This is a genomic window from Erythrobacter colymbi, assembly GCF_002155685.1.
GTDB classification, from domain to species: Bacteria; Pseudomonadota; Alphaproteobacteria; order Sphingomonadales; family Sphingomonadaceae; genus Erythrobacter; species Erythrobacter colymbi.
In genome coordinates this window covers 435487-448846 of record NZ_MUYK01000003.1, presented here as the reverse complement: position 1 = coordinate 448846, position 13360 = coordinate 435487, and the positions used below count along the sequence as shown (strand labels likewise).

The 13360-nt window shown below is 66.1% G+C and carries 12 protein-coding genes and 1 tRNA gene; 9 read left to right on the top strand and 4 right to left on the bottom strand.

What is annotated here, in order from left to right:
* Nucleotides 1-8: 8 nt before the first annotated feature.
* The 4 genes from BZF57_RS08850 to bfr all read left to right on the top strand — a co-directional run bounded on the left by BZF57_RS08850 (nt 9) and on the right by bfr (nt 3359).
* The gene (locus BZF57_RS08850; protein WP_240505915.1) at nt 9-1103 is read left to right on the top strand and encodes an SPOR domain-containing protein; all 1095 of its coding nucleotides are present in this window, start codon (nt 9-11) and stop codon (nt 1101-1103) included.
* A gap of 69 nt (nt 1104-1172) precedes the next feature.
* A complete protein-coding gene (locus BZF57_RS08845; protein WP_086736837.1) occupies nt 1173-2462 on the top strand; it encodes a DUF418 domain-containing protein in 1290 nt (429 codons plus the stop codon).
* Between the two features lie 74 nt (nt 2463-2536).
* The gene (locus BZF57_RS08840; RefSeq protein ID WP_086736835.1) at nt 2537-2737 is read left to right on the top strand and encodes a (2Fe-2S)-binding protein; all 201 of its coding nucleotides are present in this window, start codon (nt 2537-2539) and stop codon (nt 2735-2737) included.
* Nucleotides 2738-2876: 139 nt separating this feature from the next.
* Complete coding sequence (gene bfr, locus BZF57_RS08835) at nt 2877-3359, top strand: bacterioferritin (RefSeq protein WP_086736833.1); 483 nt, start codon at nt 2877-2879, stop codon at nt 3357-3359.
* Between the two features lie 227 nt (nt 3360-3586).
* On the opposite strand, the gene BZF57_RS08830 is transcribed toward bfr, so the two are convergent.
* The 3 genes from BZF57_RS08830 to BZF57_RS08820 all read right to left on the bottom strand — a co-directional run bounded on the left by BZF57_RS08830 (nt 3587) and on the right by BZF57_RS08820 (nt 5875).
* On the bottom strand, nt 3587-4075 hold the full coding sequence (locus tag BZF57_RS08830; protein ID WP_240505914.1) for a DUF2721 domain-containing protein: 489 nt from the start codon (nt 4073-4075) through the stop codon (nt 3587-3589).
* A 3-nt stretch (nt 4076-4078) separates the two neighbouring features.
* Nucleotides 4079-5491 carry a ribosome biogenesis GTPase Der gene (gene der, locus BZF57_RS08825; RefSeq protein ID WP_086736831.1) on the bottom strand — a complete coding sequence of 471 codons (1413 nt, stop codon included), beginning with the start codon at nt 5489-5491 and terminating at the stop codon, nt 4079-4081.
* A 63-nt stretch (nt 5492-5554) separates the two neighbouring features.
* The gene (locus BZF57_RS08820) at nt 5555-5875 is read right to left on the bottom strand and encodes a DUF3297 family protein (RefSeq protein ID WP_086736829.1); all 321 of its coding nucleotides are present in this window, start codon (nt 5873-5875) and stop codon (nt 5555-5557) included.
* Between the two features lie 137 nt (nt 5876-6012).
* On the opposite strand from BZF57_RS08820, the gene BZF57_RS08815 reads away from it, so the two are divergent.
* A tRNA-Leu gene (locus BZF57_RS08815) sits at nt 6013-6097 on the top strand.
* A 63-nt stretch (nt 6098-6160) separates the two neighbouring features.
* Nucleotides 6161-7732 carry a trigger factor gene (gene tig / locus BZF57_RS08810; RefSeq protein WP_086736827.1) on the top strand — a complete coding sequence of 524 codons (1572 nt, stop codon included), beginning with the start codon at nt 6161-6163 and terminating at the stop codon, nt 7730-7732.
* A 378-nt stretch (nt 7733-8110) separates the two neighbouring features.
* Here tig and BZF57_RS08805 read toward each other — a convergent pair whose 3' ends face one another.
* On the bottom strand, nt 8111-9661 hold the full coding sequence (locus BZF57_RS08805; protein WP_240505913.1) for an amidase: 1551 nt from the start codon (nt 9659-9661) through the stop codon (nt 8111-8113).
* Nucleotides 9662-9831: 170 nt separating this feature from the next.
* Here BZF57_RS08805 and BZF57_RS08800 point away from each other — a divergent pair, with 170 nt between their 5' ends.
* The 3 genes from BZF57_RS08800 (at nt 9832) to clpX (ending at nt 13353) form a co-directional block, all read left to right on the top strand.
* Nucleotides 9832-11100, top strand: coding sequence for an acyltransferase family protein (locus BZF57_RS08800; RefSeq protein ID WP_086736825.1), 1269 nt, complete (start codon nt 9832-9834; stop codon nt 11098-11100).
* A 73-nt stretch (nt 11101-11173) separates the two neighbouring features.
* On the top strand, nt 11174-11878 hold the full coding sequence (gene clpP / locus BZF57_RS08795; RefSeq protein ID WP_073974542.1) for an ATP-dependent Clp endopeptidase proteolytic subunit ClpP: 705 nt from the start codon (nt 11174-11176) through the stop codon (nt 11876-11878).
* 209 nt (nt 11879-12087) lie between these two features.
* Nucleotides 12088-13353, top strand: a complete 1266-nt coding sequence (clpX, locus tag BZF57_RS08790; RefSeq protein WP_086736823.1) for an ATP-dependent Clp protease ATP-binding subunit ClpX — start codon at nt 12088-12090, stop codon at nt 13351-13353.
* The last annotated feature ends 7 nt before the right edge of the window (nt 13354-13360 follow it).

The following is a 13360-nucleotide window of genomic DNA, read 5'->3' as shown; positions in this document are numbered from 1 at the left end:
GGACAGCGATGGCACAGACACTCCTTTCGACGATGGCAGCCCGGGGCCTGCGGGTCGCAGCCGTGGCAGCAGCGGCCGGCACCGGCGCGGCGCTCACCTTTCTGGCGGCGCCCGCGCTCGCGGATGTGAAGGCCGGGGTCGACGCGTGGAGCGCGGGGGATTTCACCCGCGCCGTGGTCGAATGGCAGGGCCCGGCGGCGCAAGGCGATCCCGATGCGCTGTTCAACCTCGCGCAGGCCTATCGCCTGGGTCGCGGGGTCGAGATCGACAATGTCCGCGCGCGTTCGCTCTACGAACAGGCCGCGCGGCTCGGCCATGTGAAGGCGGCCGACAATTACGGGCTGATGCTGTTCCAGGAAGGCGAGCAGACCAAGGCCATGCCGCTGATCAAGGCGGCGAGCGACCGCGGCGATCCGCGCGCGCAGTATGTGCTCGGCCTCTCGCACTTCAACGCGGACTATGCCCCGCGCGACTGGGTGCGCGCCTATGCGCTGATGACGCTGGCGAACGGGGCGGGCCTGCCGCAGGCGCGCGATGCGCTGGCGCAGATGGACAAGTATGTGCCCCAGGCCCAGCGTGCGCAGGCCCAGTCGCTCGCCCGCGAGCTCGAGGCGGGGGCGAAGTCGCAGCGTTCCTCGGAGCTGGCGGCAGTCGAACTCGGCGCCAAGCCGGCGAGCGCCATTCCGGCCTCTGTCCCGGCTGGCGCGCCCAAGCCTTCGCCCAAACCCGCTGTTGTGACCACGCAGCCCAAGCCCGCGGGCCTGCCGCCTGCACCCAAGCCGATCGCGCCCGCGCCGGTGCCTGTCGCGGTGGCCGTCTCGCAACCCAAGCCCGCTGCCGTCCAGCCCGCCCCCGCCGCCGTCCGCCGCCAGGGCAACTGGCGCGTCCAGCTCGGCGCCTTCGGGATCGCGGCCAATGCCGACAAGCTCTGGGGCCAGCTGGCCAAGCATTCCGCGCTCTCGGGCACCCGCAAGACGCTGGTGCCGAGCGGCAATCTCACCCGCCTGCTGGCGACCGGCTTTGCGAGCGAGGCGGAAGCCGCCCGCGCCTGCGCCGCGCTCAAGGCCGAAGGCAAGGCCTGCGTCGTCGCCGGGCAGGGCTGAGGCCGCCCCTCTTCCCAAGCCCGCCCGAATCGCTAATCTCCCGGACCGCAACGGCCCGGGGGATCAGGCATGAGTGAAACGCTCTCACCGCAAGCGATTGGCGACATCTTCGGCGGGGAGGAGGCGGCTGACCTCGCGCCGGTCGCCACCGGAGAGCGGATCGACACGCTCGATTTCATCCGCGGCATCGCGGTGATGGGCATCCTGTGGGCCAACATCGTCGCCTTCGGGCAGCCGTTCGAGGCCTATATGTACCCCGCCGCCTTCAAGACCGACCCGGGCGATCCGGGCGGCTGGCTGTGGATCTCGCAGTTCGTCCTGATCGACGGCAAGATGCGCGGGCTCTTCACCCTGCTGTTCGGGGCGGGGATGTATCTCTTCATGGAGAAGGCCTGGGCACGCGGCGCGACCCGCTGGCTGCAGGCGTGGCGGCTGCTGATCCTGATGGGCTTCGGCATGATCCACTTCTTCTTCATCTGGCCGGGCGACATCCTGTTCTTCTACGCGCTGTTCGGCTTCGTGGTGCTCGCCTGCCTGCGCTGGAGCGTGAAGACCCAGTTCGCCGTCGCGCTCGTGGGCTATCTGGTGGGCGCGGTGTTCTTCCTCGGGGTGAGCTTCCCGTGGCTGGTGGTCGACACGCCCTTCGGCGATTCCATGCCCGAGGAACGCGCGCAGATGATCGCCGATATCGACGTGCAGCTGGCCCACGGCGAGGTCCCCAATGCGGCGATCGCGGCGGGCGATTACGGCGCGCTCGTCACCCACCGCCTGACCGAGCAATGGGCCGAGCCGTGGCAGAGTGCGATGCTGTTCGGCTGGGAGACCCTGCCGCTGATGCTGCTGGGCGTGGCGCTGTATCGCATGGGCTTCTTCAGCGGCGGCTTTGCGCGCGCCGGGATGATCCGCTGGGGCTGGATCGGGGTGATCGCCGGGGCGGCGGCGCATCTGGCGATGGGGCTGGTGGTGAAGGCCGAGGGCTTCACCTACTACAGCACGCTCGCCGCATGGCTCGGCTGGAGCCCGCTGCCTCGCCTTGCGATGGTGGTCGGGATCGCGGCGCTGATGGTCGCCTATGCCCCGTCGGCGACAGGCTGGCTGGGCGAGCGCATCCGCGCCGCGGGGCGCGCTGCCTTCACCAATTACCTCGGCACCTCGGTGGTGATGATGCTCGTCTTCCACGGCTGGGCGCTGGGGCTGTTCGGCCAGCTGAACCGCCCGCAGCTGCTGCTGGTGGTGGCGCTCAGCTGGGTTCTGATGCTGGCGTGGTCTAAGCCTTGGCTCGAACGCTACCGTTACGGCCCGCTCGAGTGGCTGTGGCGGTGTTTGACCTACCGGCAGGTATTTCCGCTCAGGCGGTGATTCCCACTTGTTATTGAGAGTAGTTCGCATATCTTGGTTCCTGCAAACGCTTCGCAGGAAAGATTCGCGCGCTCATGTACATCTGCATCTGCAATGCCATCCGCGAGAATGATTTGCGCAAAGCCGCACTGACCTGTGACGGCGATGCCGAAGCGACCTATGCCTGCCTCGGCAAGCGGCCCAATTGCGGCCAGTGCCTTGAAGAGGCGCAGGAAATCATCGACGCCGAGCGCGCCGCCGCGAAATGCGATTTCCTCGCAGTAGAGGCCGCCTGACCCGCGATTGCGAACGGCTCGCAAGCGACTGATTCGCAAAGAAAATCCCTCGGCCGCCCTTGCGCGCAGTCCGCGCGTGCGGCTACAATGACGCCAACGCCGCAAGCCGGCTTTGCCATTACGCGAGGGACTTATTGCCATGAAGGGCGACCAGAAGGTCATCGACTATCTCAACCAGGCGCTCACCAACGAGCTGACCGCGATCAACCAGTACTGGTTGCACTACCGCGTGCTCGACAACTGGGGCCTGACCAAGCTCGCCGCCTATGAGCGCCACGAATCGATCGAGGAAATGGAGCACGCCGACAAACTGGCCGAGCGCATCCTGTTCCTTGAGGCGCTGCCCAACTTCCAGGCGATCCACAAGCTCAAGGTCGGCGAGAATGTCGAGGAAGTGCTGCGCGCCGACCTTGCGCTGGAACACGAGGCGATCCCCCTGCTGCGCGACGCGATCGAGCATTGCGAAAGCGTGCGCGACTATGTGAGCCGCGACCTGTTCGCCTACATCCTCAAGAACGAGGAGGAGCACGTCGATTTCCTCGAAACCCAGTTCGAGCTGATCGAGCGCATGGGGCTGCACAACTACTGCCAGCTGCAAAGCCAGGCAGCGGGCGAGAAGTAAGCGTATCGACCATTCCCCGTCCCGGGCTTGACCCGGGACCCCGCTTCCTTGTTTGCGTGGCCGCCTCCGCGGCCACGTCCTCGGCGAGCTTCCGTCGCTTCGCGCCGGATCGCCTGCGGCTCGCGCGCTTGCGCTCGCGGCCCGTCCGTTGGCGGGCCGAAGCCATCAACTACTTCTAACGAAAAAGCTGGGCCCCGGGTCAGGCCCGGGGCGGGGAGACGGTGCTCCTACTCCTTCGCCGCCGCGCCTTGCGCCGCCAGCCTTGTCTCGAACAGGAAGAACCCCAGCCCCGTCACCAGCAGCAGCATCGTCAGCACCCACAGCGCGGCGATGATCGTGCCGATCTGGGCGAGGATATAGGCCGAGACGAACAGCAGCATGATCACCGCGCTGATCATCACGGCCGCCGCGGTCGAGAACATGATCGCGCCCTGCATCAGCTTGCGGCGGCGCATCAGCCAGCCGACCTCGCGCGCCTGCTTGGCGGTGCGCTGGCTGTCGGCGCGCTCCTCGATGTTCTCGATCCGCTGCGATATCCAGATCATGCGGCTCATGATGACGTTCATGATCGCCCCGATGCCGGAGAGCAGGAACGCCGGGGCTAGCGAAAGCTGCACCACCTGCTGCACGCGCGGGGTGGAGGCGGTGCGCTCGATGATCTCGAGCGCGAAGGGCGTGTGGGCCGCCGCGTTGGCGAGGGTGTCGAGCAGCGTCACCGCTTACTCCTTGGCGTAGGGGTTCTTGTTGGCCTTGAGCGTCACGCGCACCGGCACGGCGTCGAAGCCGAGCTTGGCGCGGATGCCGTTGACGAGGTAGCGCTCGTAGCTCTTGGGTAGCAGGTCGAGGCGGGTGCCGAAGATCACGAAGCGCGGCGGGCGGGTGCCGGCCTGGGTGATGTAGCGCAGCTTGATCCGCTTGCCGCCCGGCGCGGGCGGGGGGTTGGCTTCCATCGCATCGTCGAACCAGCGGTTCAATGCCGAGGTGCTGACCCGCTTCGACCATGCTTCGCGGAGGTCAAAGGCGCCTGCAAGCATCTGGTCGAGGCCCTTGCCGGTCTTGGCGCTGACAGCGAACAGCGGCAGCCCGCGCACCTGCGCGAGGCCATCGTCGAGCGCAGCGCGGATGCCGTTGAACAGCTTGCTCGCGTCCTCGGCGACGTCCCACTTGTTGATCGCGATCATCAGCGCGCGGCCTTCCTCGAGGACGAGGCTGGCGATCTTCAGGTCCTGGTGCTCGAGGCCCTGCGTCGCGTCGAGCAGCAGCACAACGACTTCGGCAAAGTCCACGGCCCGGCGCGCATCGGCAACCGAGAGCTTTTCGAGCTTTTCGGTGACGTTCTTCTTCTTGCGCATCCCCGCCGTGTCGATCAGGCGGATCTCGCGGGTCTCGCCCGATTTGGGGTCGGTCCATTCCCAGTCGATCGCGATCGAATCGCGGGTGATCCCGGCTTCCGGACCGGTCAGCAGGCGGTCTTCGCCGAGCAGGCGGTTGATCAGCGTGGACTTGCCCGCGTTCGGGCGGCCTACGATGGCGAGCTTCAGGGGGCCGGAGGGGCGGTCTTCCTCGTCCATTTCGCGCAGGGCGGCGCGTTCGGCGTCGTTCGCCTCTTCCCACTCCTCGGCCTTGGCGCCGATGATCGGCCACAGCCCGCCGAACAGGTCGGCGACGCCCTCGCCGTGCTCCGCCGAAACGCCGAGCGGCTCGCCGAGGCCCAGGGCATAGGCTTCCATGATCCCCGCCTCGGCGGCGTTGCCCTCGGCCTTGTTGGCGACCACCACCACGGGCACTTCCTGCTCGCGCAGGTAGCGGGCGATTTCCTCGTCCAGCGGGGTCAGCCCAGCGCGCGCATCGACCACGAACAGCGCTGCGTCCGCGCCTGCCAGCGAGGCCTCGGTCTGCTTGCGCATCCGGCCGGGGAGGCTGAGTTCGTCCTCGTCCTCCCACCCGGCGGTGTCGACGACCGTGAAGTGCAGCCCCGCGATGTTCGCATCGCCCATCCGGCGGTCGCGGGTCACGCCCGGCTGGTCATCGACGAGCGCGAGTTTCTTGCCCACCAGCCGGTTGAACAGCGTGGACTTGCCCACGTTGGGGCGGCCGATGATGACGACTTCAGGCTTCTTGGGGAGGGACATAACCCGGCCCAAGTGGGCGCAAACGCCTCAAATGGCAAGTTTGGCCGGATTCGCGCCCGACACTCAGCCCTTTTTGGCGACCGGCGGGTTGTCGCCGAGGTCCTCGTACCAGGCTTCGACCGGGCCGGTCAGCTTGATCGTCAGCGGCTGGCCCTTGCGGTCGACCGCCTTGCCCGCCTGCACCCGCACCCAGCCTTCGGAGATCGAATATTCCTCGATGTCCGTGCGCACGCGGTCCTTGAAGCGGATGCCGACCCCGCGCTGGAGCTTCTCGGCATCGAAGAACGGGCTGCGCGGATTGACCGACAGGTGATCGGGCGGCACGTCGCTGCCGGAGGTGGCGCCTGAGGTCTTGGGAGCGGTTTCGGGGGTTTCTTCGGTCATGGTGCGCGCCCTTATCGGGGGTTTGCTTCAGCTTCAAGCGTGTTGCGCTTGCCCTTTTGGTGCGAGGGGGATAAGGGCGCTCGCTAATACGCGCGGGGTGCCTTAGCCGGTTTCCCCGCGCGGCTTCGTTCGGGCATGCGGGCGTGGCGAAATTGGTAGACGCACCAGATTTAGGTTCTGGCATCGCAAGATGTGGGGGTTCGAGTCCCTTCGCCCGCACCAATTCGCCGCTCGGATCGTCCGGCCTTACGGATTTCTAGCATAGAAGGCTTCAGACCAGTTCCCATGCAGACCCAGCAGACCGTCAACGAAGGGCTCAAGCGCGCCTATCTGATCACGATCCCGGCCGCCGAGCTGTCGGCGAAGATCGATGCCGAGATCAAGAAGGTGGCGCCGCAGGTGCGCATGCCCGGCTTCCGTCCCGGCAAGGTGCCCGCGAACCTCGTCAAGAAGATGCACGGCGAGGCGCTGCACGGCCAGGTGGTCAACGACACGATCCGCGAATCGGTCGATGCGCTGATTCGCAACGAGGCCCTGCGCCCGGCGATGCAGCCCGAAATCGGCCTCAACGAGGATTACGCCGAGGGCAAGGACGCCGCGATCACCGTCAGCCTCGAAGTGCTGCCGACCATCGAGGCGCCGAGCATCGACGGCCTCAAGCTCGAGCGGCTGGTCGTTCCGGTGACCGACGCGCAGATCGACGAGGCGCTGGGCAACATCGCCTCGCAGAACAAGTCCTACAAGGACGCGCCCAAGACCAAGAAGGCCGCTGACGGCGACCAGCTGATCATCGACTTCGTCGGCAAGCTCGACGGTGTCGAGTTCGAAGGCGGCAAGGCAGAAGACGCCGCGCTGGTGCTCGGTTCGGGCACCTTCATCCCGGGCTTCGAAGACCAGCTCGTCGGCGTGAAGACCGGTCAGGAAAAGACGATCACCGTCACCTTCCCGGAAAACTACCAGGCCGATCACCTCGCCGGCAAGGAAGCGACCTTCGACGTCACCGTGAAGGCGGTGAAGGTCGAAACCGAAACCACGCTGGATGAAGACTTCGCCAAGAGCCTCGGCCTCGACAGCCTCGAGAAGCTGCGCGAGATCATGAAGGCGCAGCTCGAACAGCAGACCGCCGGTCTGACCCGCACCCAGATGAAGCGTCAGCTGCTCGACCAGCTGGCCGCGGGCCACAGCTTCGAAGTGCCCGGCACGATGGTCGAAGCCGAATTCAGCCAGATCTGGGCGCAGCTCCAGCAGGAAGCCGCGCGCGACGAGAACCCGGCCGACGCCCTCAAGCAGATCGAGGACGAGAAGGACGAATACCGCGCGATCGCCGAGCGCCGCGTGCGTCTGGGCCTGCTGCTTTCGGAAATCGGCCAGGCCAACGGCGTGGAAGTGACCCAGCAGGAAATGTCGATGCTCGTCCAGCAGGCCGCGATGCAGTATCGCGCCGAGGACCGCGAGCGTTTCGTGCAGTACATCCAGTCCGAGCCGATGGCCGCCGCCCAGCTGCGCGCGCCGCTCTATGAGGACAAGGTCGTCGACTTCCTGTTCGACAAGGCCGAAGTCACCGAGCGCGAAGTGACTGTCGAGGAACTTCAGGCCGCGATCGAAGCCGAAGAGGGCGCGGAAGCGGCTCCAGCTCCGAAGAAGGTGCCGGCGAAGAAGAAGCCTGCTTCGAGCAAGGCCGAGAAGGCCCCGGCCAAGAAGGCGGAAGCTGCGGCTGAAGAAGCCCCGGCTGCCGAGGAAAAGCCCGCCAAGAAGGCCGCCGCCAAGAAGCCGGCTGCCAAGAAGGAAGCGGCTGCTCCGGCTGAAGAGAAGCCCGCGAAGAAGGCTCCGGCCAAAAAGGCGGCTGCCAAGAAGTAAGGCCTGTCAGTATCGATCTCTCTGAGCGGCATATTGCCTTTTTGAGAGGTTGAGCATATACGAATGCCACCAGTGACAGGTTTACCCTGTTGATCGACCCCCGGCCGCTGCAACGGCTGGGGGTCAACTGTTTCAGGAGCCCGAGGGGCCGACTGCAACCAGCCCCCCGAACCGTGACTGACAGTTACTTGGACCGAGAAACCTCAACCACCTTCAGTATGAGGGTGGCAAAGGCCATCAGCAGTCCGAGCAACACGCACACTTCTACCAGTGTCATGTATGTTTACTCGTTGATCTGGCAGCGGGATTGCTGCCGTCACGATTCATGCCGCAGGCTGGCGGCAAATGCGACCGCTAACCGTTACGGTTCGCCTTGGTTCACTCCCCCGCCGGGCGCCAGACGCGGAAGGTCGGCGTCGGCAGCCTTGCGGTCCGCGCCTTCTCGTAGGCCGCGCCTGCCTTCAGCACGGCGTGATCCTGCCACTGGCCGCCCATGATGCTGATCCCGACGGGCAGTCCCTCGACCCCGCCCATCGGCACGGTGATATGCGGATAGCCCGCAATGGCCGCGAGATAGCCCGCGCCGATGCTGCCGCTGAAATGGTCGCCATTGACGAGGTCGGTGGTCCATGCAGGCCCCTCGGTCGGCGCGACGAGGAAGCTCACCTTGTTGTCGGCCAGCAGCTTGTCGATCCCCTCTGCGCGGGTCAGGCGGCGCAGCGTGGCGACGTTCTTGGCATAGGCTTCGGCATCGGTGGTGGTCAGGGCCTGCTCGAACAGGTCCTGGTTGAACCAGCGCATCTCCTTGTCGGCATTGGCCTTGTTGAAGGCGACCACATCGGCAAGGCTGCGGGGCGCGCCGGTGCCGGGGCGGGTCGAGAGATACTTGTCCATCTCCACCCGCAGCTCGAACAAGAGCACGGGGAGCGAGGCGGCCCACATTTCGGACGGCGGCTCGTAGGTGACATCGACCAGCTCGGCGCCCGCCCGGGTGAGGTCGGCGAGCGCGGCTTCGAACAGCGCCTTCACGTCCTCGCGCGAGCCCACCGCGCCGCGCAGCACGCCGATGCGCACGCCCTTCAGCGAGGCGGTGTCGAGCCCGGCGGTGTAGTCCTTCACCCGCTTGGCCTCCAGCGTCACCGGATCGGCCTTGTCCGGCCCGGCGATGGCAGTGAGCAGCAGGGCGGCGTCATAGACCGTCTTGGCCATCGGCCCGGCGGTGTCCTGCGTCGAGGAGATCGGCACCACATGGGTGCGGCTGACGATCCCGACCGAGGGCTTAAAACCGACAAGGCCGTTGATGCTGGCGGGGCAGGTGATCGAGCCGTTGGTCTCGGTGCCGATCGCCGCCCATGCAAAGCCCGCCGCGATCGCCGCGCCGCTGCCGCTCGATGAGCCGCAGGCATTGCGGTCGATGCCGTAGGGATTGCGGGTGAGGCCGCCCACGCCGCTCCACCCGCTGGTGGAGTTGTTGGAGCGGATGTTGGCCCATTCGGAAAGGTTGGTCTTGCCCAGCACCACGCCGCCCGCGGCGCGCAGGTTGGCGATCAGCGGCGCATCGCGGCCGGTGGCATTGTCCTTCAAAGCCAGCGAGCCCGCGGTGGTGGGCCACTCGGCGGTCTCGACATTGTCCTTCACCAGCACGGTGCGACCGCGCAAGCTGCCCGTGCCGAGCAGCTGGCGCGCCTTGACGGGGGCGGCGGGATCGTAATCGATCACCGCATTGATGCGCGGCCCGGCATCGTCGAGCGCCTGGATGCGCAGGATGTATTCGTCCGCCGCGAGCAGTTCGGTCATCGCGGCGCGGTCCGCTGCCGGATCGGCCGGGGCGGCGGGCGGCTGCGGCCTGGCGCTCTGCGCGACAGCGGGGGTGGCGACGGTGGTGGCGAGGAGGAGGGAGACCAGTCCCTTGGCGATCATGTTCGGCATGGCACTTTCATGCCCGTTTGGCGCGGAATGGCAATAAGCCGATCGTTCACCTGTCGCTGATTGTCGTGCCGTTTTCGAACGCCCGGCAAAGGCGTGGTTGTCCGACCGTGAGGGCAACCATACGAAATGACACGTTATCTCCTCATTTCACACGTCACGATGGTTGCAGCATGACGACACCGGCCCTTCCGACCGCGGCGACCCCGCGCAAGCATTATCACGACATCGACGGGGCACGCTCGGTGCTGATGTTCCTCTCGGTCGCGCTGCATGCGGGGACGGTCTATGCGCCCGCGCGGCCGTGGATCACGGGCAATGTCGACCGCGCGGCCTTCTTCGACTGGCTGATCTTCGGCATCCACCTGTTCGTGACGCCGACCTTCTTCTTCGTCGGCGGGTTCTTCGCGGTGCTGCTGCTCAAGCGCCAGAGCCCGGCGAGCTTCCTGTGGAACCGCTTCCTGCGCACGGTGATCCCGCTGGTGTTCATCGCGCTGAGCTTCAACATGGTCGAGCATTATCTGCGCTGGGGCGATGCCGGCGGGCAGGGGAGCTTCCTCGACTGGCTCGCCAGCCCGGCCTTCGTCGAGGTGTGGGCGAGCGGGAAGTGGCAGCTGCACCTGTGGTTCCTCGTCAGCCTGATCCCGATGTTCGTGCTCTCGGCCGCGGTGCAGTTTGCGCTGCCGCAGGATTCGCGGCTGCGGAGCCTTGCGGTCACGGCGGCTGACCGCTTCGGCGGTCTGATCGGCGGCAGCGCGACCTTCGCTTTCGGGCTGGTGCTGCTCGCCTGTGTCGACACCGCCAACTACGCCAGCTTCAGCCTGATCCCGGGCGCCTATGACCTGATCGCGCCGGGCTTCCAGAGCTGGCACAAGCTCACCGCCGAGTTCCCCTTCTTTGTCGTCGGCGTGATGGCCGCGCTCTCGCCGCGCCTGCTCGCCGCGCTGGTGAAGTGGCGCTGGTGGATGCCCTATGCAGCCGCCGCCGCTTTCATCTTCCAGCCCTATCCCAATGCGGAGCAGGGTTTCGCCGAGGGGCTGGTGATGATCTTCCTCAACGAGATCACGATCTGGACGCTGATCCTGTTCATCCTCCAGTTCTTCCACCGCTACTTCAGCGAGGGCGGCCCGCGCACCACCTGGCTCGCGGACTGTGCGCTCTCGATGTACCTGTTCCACCACAGCCTCGTGTATATCTACGGGCAGATGCTGGTGGATGTGCGCTGGCCGGTCTGGGCGGAGTTCCCGATCCTCGTCCTGCTGGCCGCGGGCACGGTGATCGCGATGCACGAGCTGCTGGTGCGGCGCTATGCGATCGTCCGGCTGCTCGCCAACGGCAAGACCGACGTGGCCGAAATCCGCCGCCAGCCGGGGCTCTTCGCGGCCTTCGCTGCCCCGCGCCGGGACAAAGTGGCAGGGAGCACAGGGCTTTCCCCAGTCTAAGGGGCTTTCCTCTTGAAGTCTGCGAGCCTGCGTCCGACATAGGTGGTCAAATCAAGGATGAGGTAAGACCCCAATGATCGATCTGTTCGGCAATGCTGGCGAAACGTATGGCACCCAGGGGCAGTTCACCCGCGATCCGCTCACCGGTGCGCTGGTGCCCGTGGTGGTCGAGCAGACGAGCCGGGGCGAGCGCAGCTTCGACATCTTCAGCCGCCTGCTGCGCGAACGCATCGTCTTCGTGACCGGTCAGGTCGAGGACGGCATGGCGAGCCTGATCGTCGCCCAGCTGCTGTTCCTCGAAAGCGAGAATCCCAGCAAGCCGATCTCGATGTACATCAACTCGCCCGGCGGCGTGGTGACGGCGGGCCTCGCGATCTTCGACACCATGCAATACATCAAGCCGCGCGTGTCGACCGTGTGCATCGGACAGGCCGCCTCGATGGGCAGCTTCCTGCTGGCCGCGGGCGAGCCGGGCATGCGCATCGCGCTCCCCAATGCCCGCATCATGATCCACCAGCCTTCGGGCGGGGCGCGCGGGATGGCGTCGGACATCGAGATCCAGGCGCGCGAGATCCTGCGCATCCGCAGCCGCATGAACGACCTCTACGTCAAGTTCACCGGCCGCAGCCTCGAGGAAATCGAGAAGGCGATGGACCGCGACACCTTCCTCGAAGCCGAGGAAGCGCGCGCCTTCGGTCTGGTCGACAAGGTCTTCGAGACCCGGCCCGACAGCGAGGAAACCGGCCTCGAGGACGGTTCGGGCGGGGCGCCTGAATAAGCTCCGCCTTCATCGGGTCGCCCCGACCTGCACCGCGACGGGACATCCCGCCACGAGGCGTGGTTTTTCCGCGCCACATGGATCGCGGGCGACATGGTAACATCACGAAATCGCGCGCCATGTGTTGATTCATGGGGGCCAAGCGATACACTTGACGAATCCGCCCCGGGTGTTCCGGCGCCCAGACTCGCGGATTCGAGGACACAGGAATGACCAAATTGAGCGGATCCGACAGCAAGAGCACTCTCTACTGCAGCTTCTGCGGGAAGTCGCAGCACGAGGTGCGCAAGCTTATCGCCGGCCCCACGGTGTTCATCTGCGATGAATGCGTCGAGCTGTGCAACGACATCATCCGCGAGGAAACCAAGGCCGGGATCGCCGGCAAGAAGGATGGCGAAATCCCCACGCCGCTCGATATCTTCACGCAGCTCAATGACTACGTGATCGGGCAGGACCGGGCCAAGCGCGTGCTCTCGGTCGCGGTCCACAACCACTACAAGCGGCTGAAGCACTCGGGCAAGGCGGGCGACGTCGAACTCGCCAAGTCGAACATCCTGCTCGTCGGCCCGACCGGTTCGGGCAAGACCCTGCTCGCCCAGACGCTGGCGCGCACCTTCGATGTGCCCTTCACCATGGCCGACGCCACCACGCTGACCGAAGCGGGCTACGTGGGCGAGGACGTGGAGAACATCATCCTCAAGCTGCTCCAGGCCTCGGACTACAATGTCGAGAAGGCCCAGCACGGGATCGTCTATATCGACGAGATCGACAAGATCACCCGCAAGGCCGAAAACCCCTCGATCACCCGCGACGTTTCGGGTGAGGGCGTGCAGCAGGCACTGCTCAAGCTGATGGAAGGCACCACCGCGAGCGTTCCGCCGCAGGGCGGGCGCAAGCATCCGCAGCAGGAGTTCCTCCAGGTCGACACGACCAACATCCTGTTCATCTGCGGGGGCGCCTTCGCGGGTCTCGACAAGATCATCGCCGACCGCCTGCAGAAGCGCTCGATCGGCTTCGGCGCCAACGTCGCCGATCCGGACAAGCGCCGCGTGGGCGAACTGCTCGAAAAGTCCGAGCCCGAGGATCTCCTCAAGTTCGGCCTGATCCCCGAATTCGTCGGCCGCCTGCCGGTGATCGCCACACTGCACGACCTCGACGTGCCGGCGCTGGTGACGATCCTCAAGGAGCCGAAGAACGCGCTGGTGAAGCAGTACCGCAAGCTGTTCGAACTCGAGGACGTGGAACTCACCTTCACCGACGACGCGCTCCAGGCGATCGCCGAGCGCGCGATCAAGCGCAAGACCGGCGCGCGCGGCCTGCGCTCGATCGTCGAAGGCCTGCTGCTCGACACGATGTTCGACCTGCCCGACATGGAAGGCGTTACCGAAATCGTGATCGACGCCGACGTGGTCGCGGGCAAGAAGGAACCGATCCGCGTTATCGGCAAGGAAAAGAAGAAAGAAGAGGCGGCGTAACTTGTTG

Bases quoted from the DNA above. Each gene is read 5' to 3' on its own strand.
- BZF57_RS08850 (WP_240505915.1), top strand. From the start codon at position 9: ATGGCACAGACACTCCTTTCGACGATGGCAGCCCGGGGCCTGCGGGTC.
- BZF57_RS08845 (WP_086736837.1), top strand. From the start codon at position 1,173: ATGAGTGAAACGCTCTCACCGCAAGCGATTGGCGACATCTTCGGCGGG.
- BZF57_RS08840 (WP_086736835.1), top strand. From the start codon at position 2,537: ATGTACATCTGCATCTGCAATGCCATCCGCGAGAATGATTTGCGCAAA.
- bfr (WP_086736833.1), top strand. From the start codon at position 2,877: ATGAAGGGCGACCAGAAGGTCATCGACTATCTCAACCAGGCGCTCACC.
- der (WP_086736831.1), bottom strand. From the start codon at position 5,491: ATGTCCCTCCCCAAGAAGCCTGAAGTCGTCATCATCGGCCGCCCCAAC.
- BZF57_RS08820 (WP_086736829.1), bottom strand. From the start codon at position 5,875: ATGACCGAAGAAACCCCCGAAACCGCTCCCAAGACCTCAGGCGCCACC.
- tig (WP_086736827.1), top strand. From the start codon at position 6,161: ATGCAGACCCAGCAGACCGTCAACGAAGGGCTCAAGCGCGCCTATCTG.
- BZF57_RS08805 (WP_240505913.1), bottom strand. From the start codon at position 9,661: ATGCCGAACATGATCGCCAAGGGACTGGTCTCCCTCCTCCTCGCCACC.
- BZF57_RS08800 (WP_086736825.1), top strand. From the start codon at position 9,832: ATGACGACACCGGCCCTTCCGACCGCGGCGACCCCGCGCAAGCATTAT.
- clpP (WP_073974542.1), top strand. From the start codon at position 11,174: ATGATCGATCTGTTCGGCAATGCTGGCGAAACGTATGGCACCCAGGGG.
- clpX (WP_086736823.1), top strand. From the start codon at position 12,088: ATGACCAAATTGAGCGGATCCGACAGCAAGAGCACTCTCTACTGCAGC.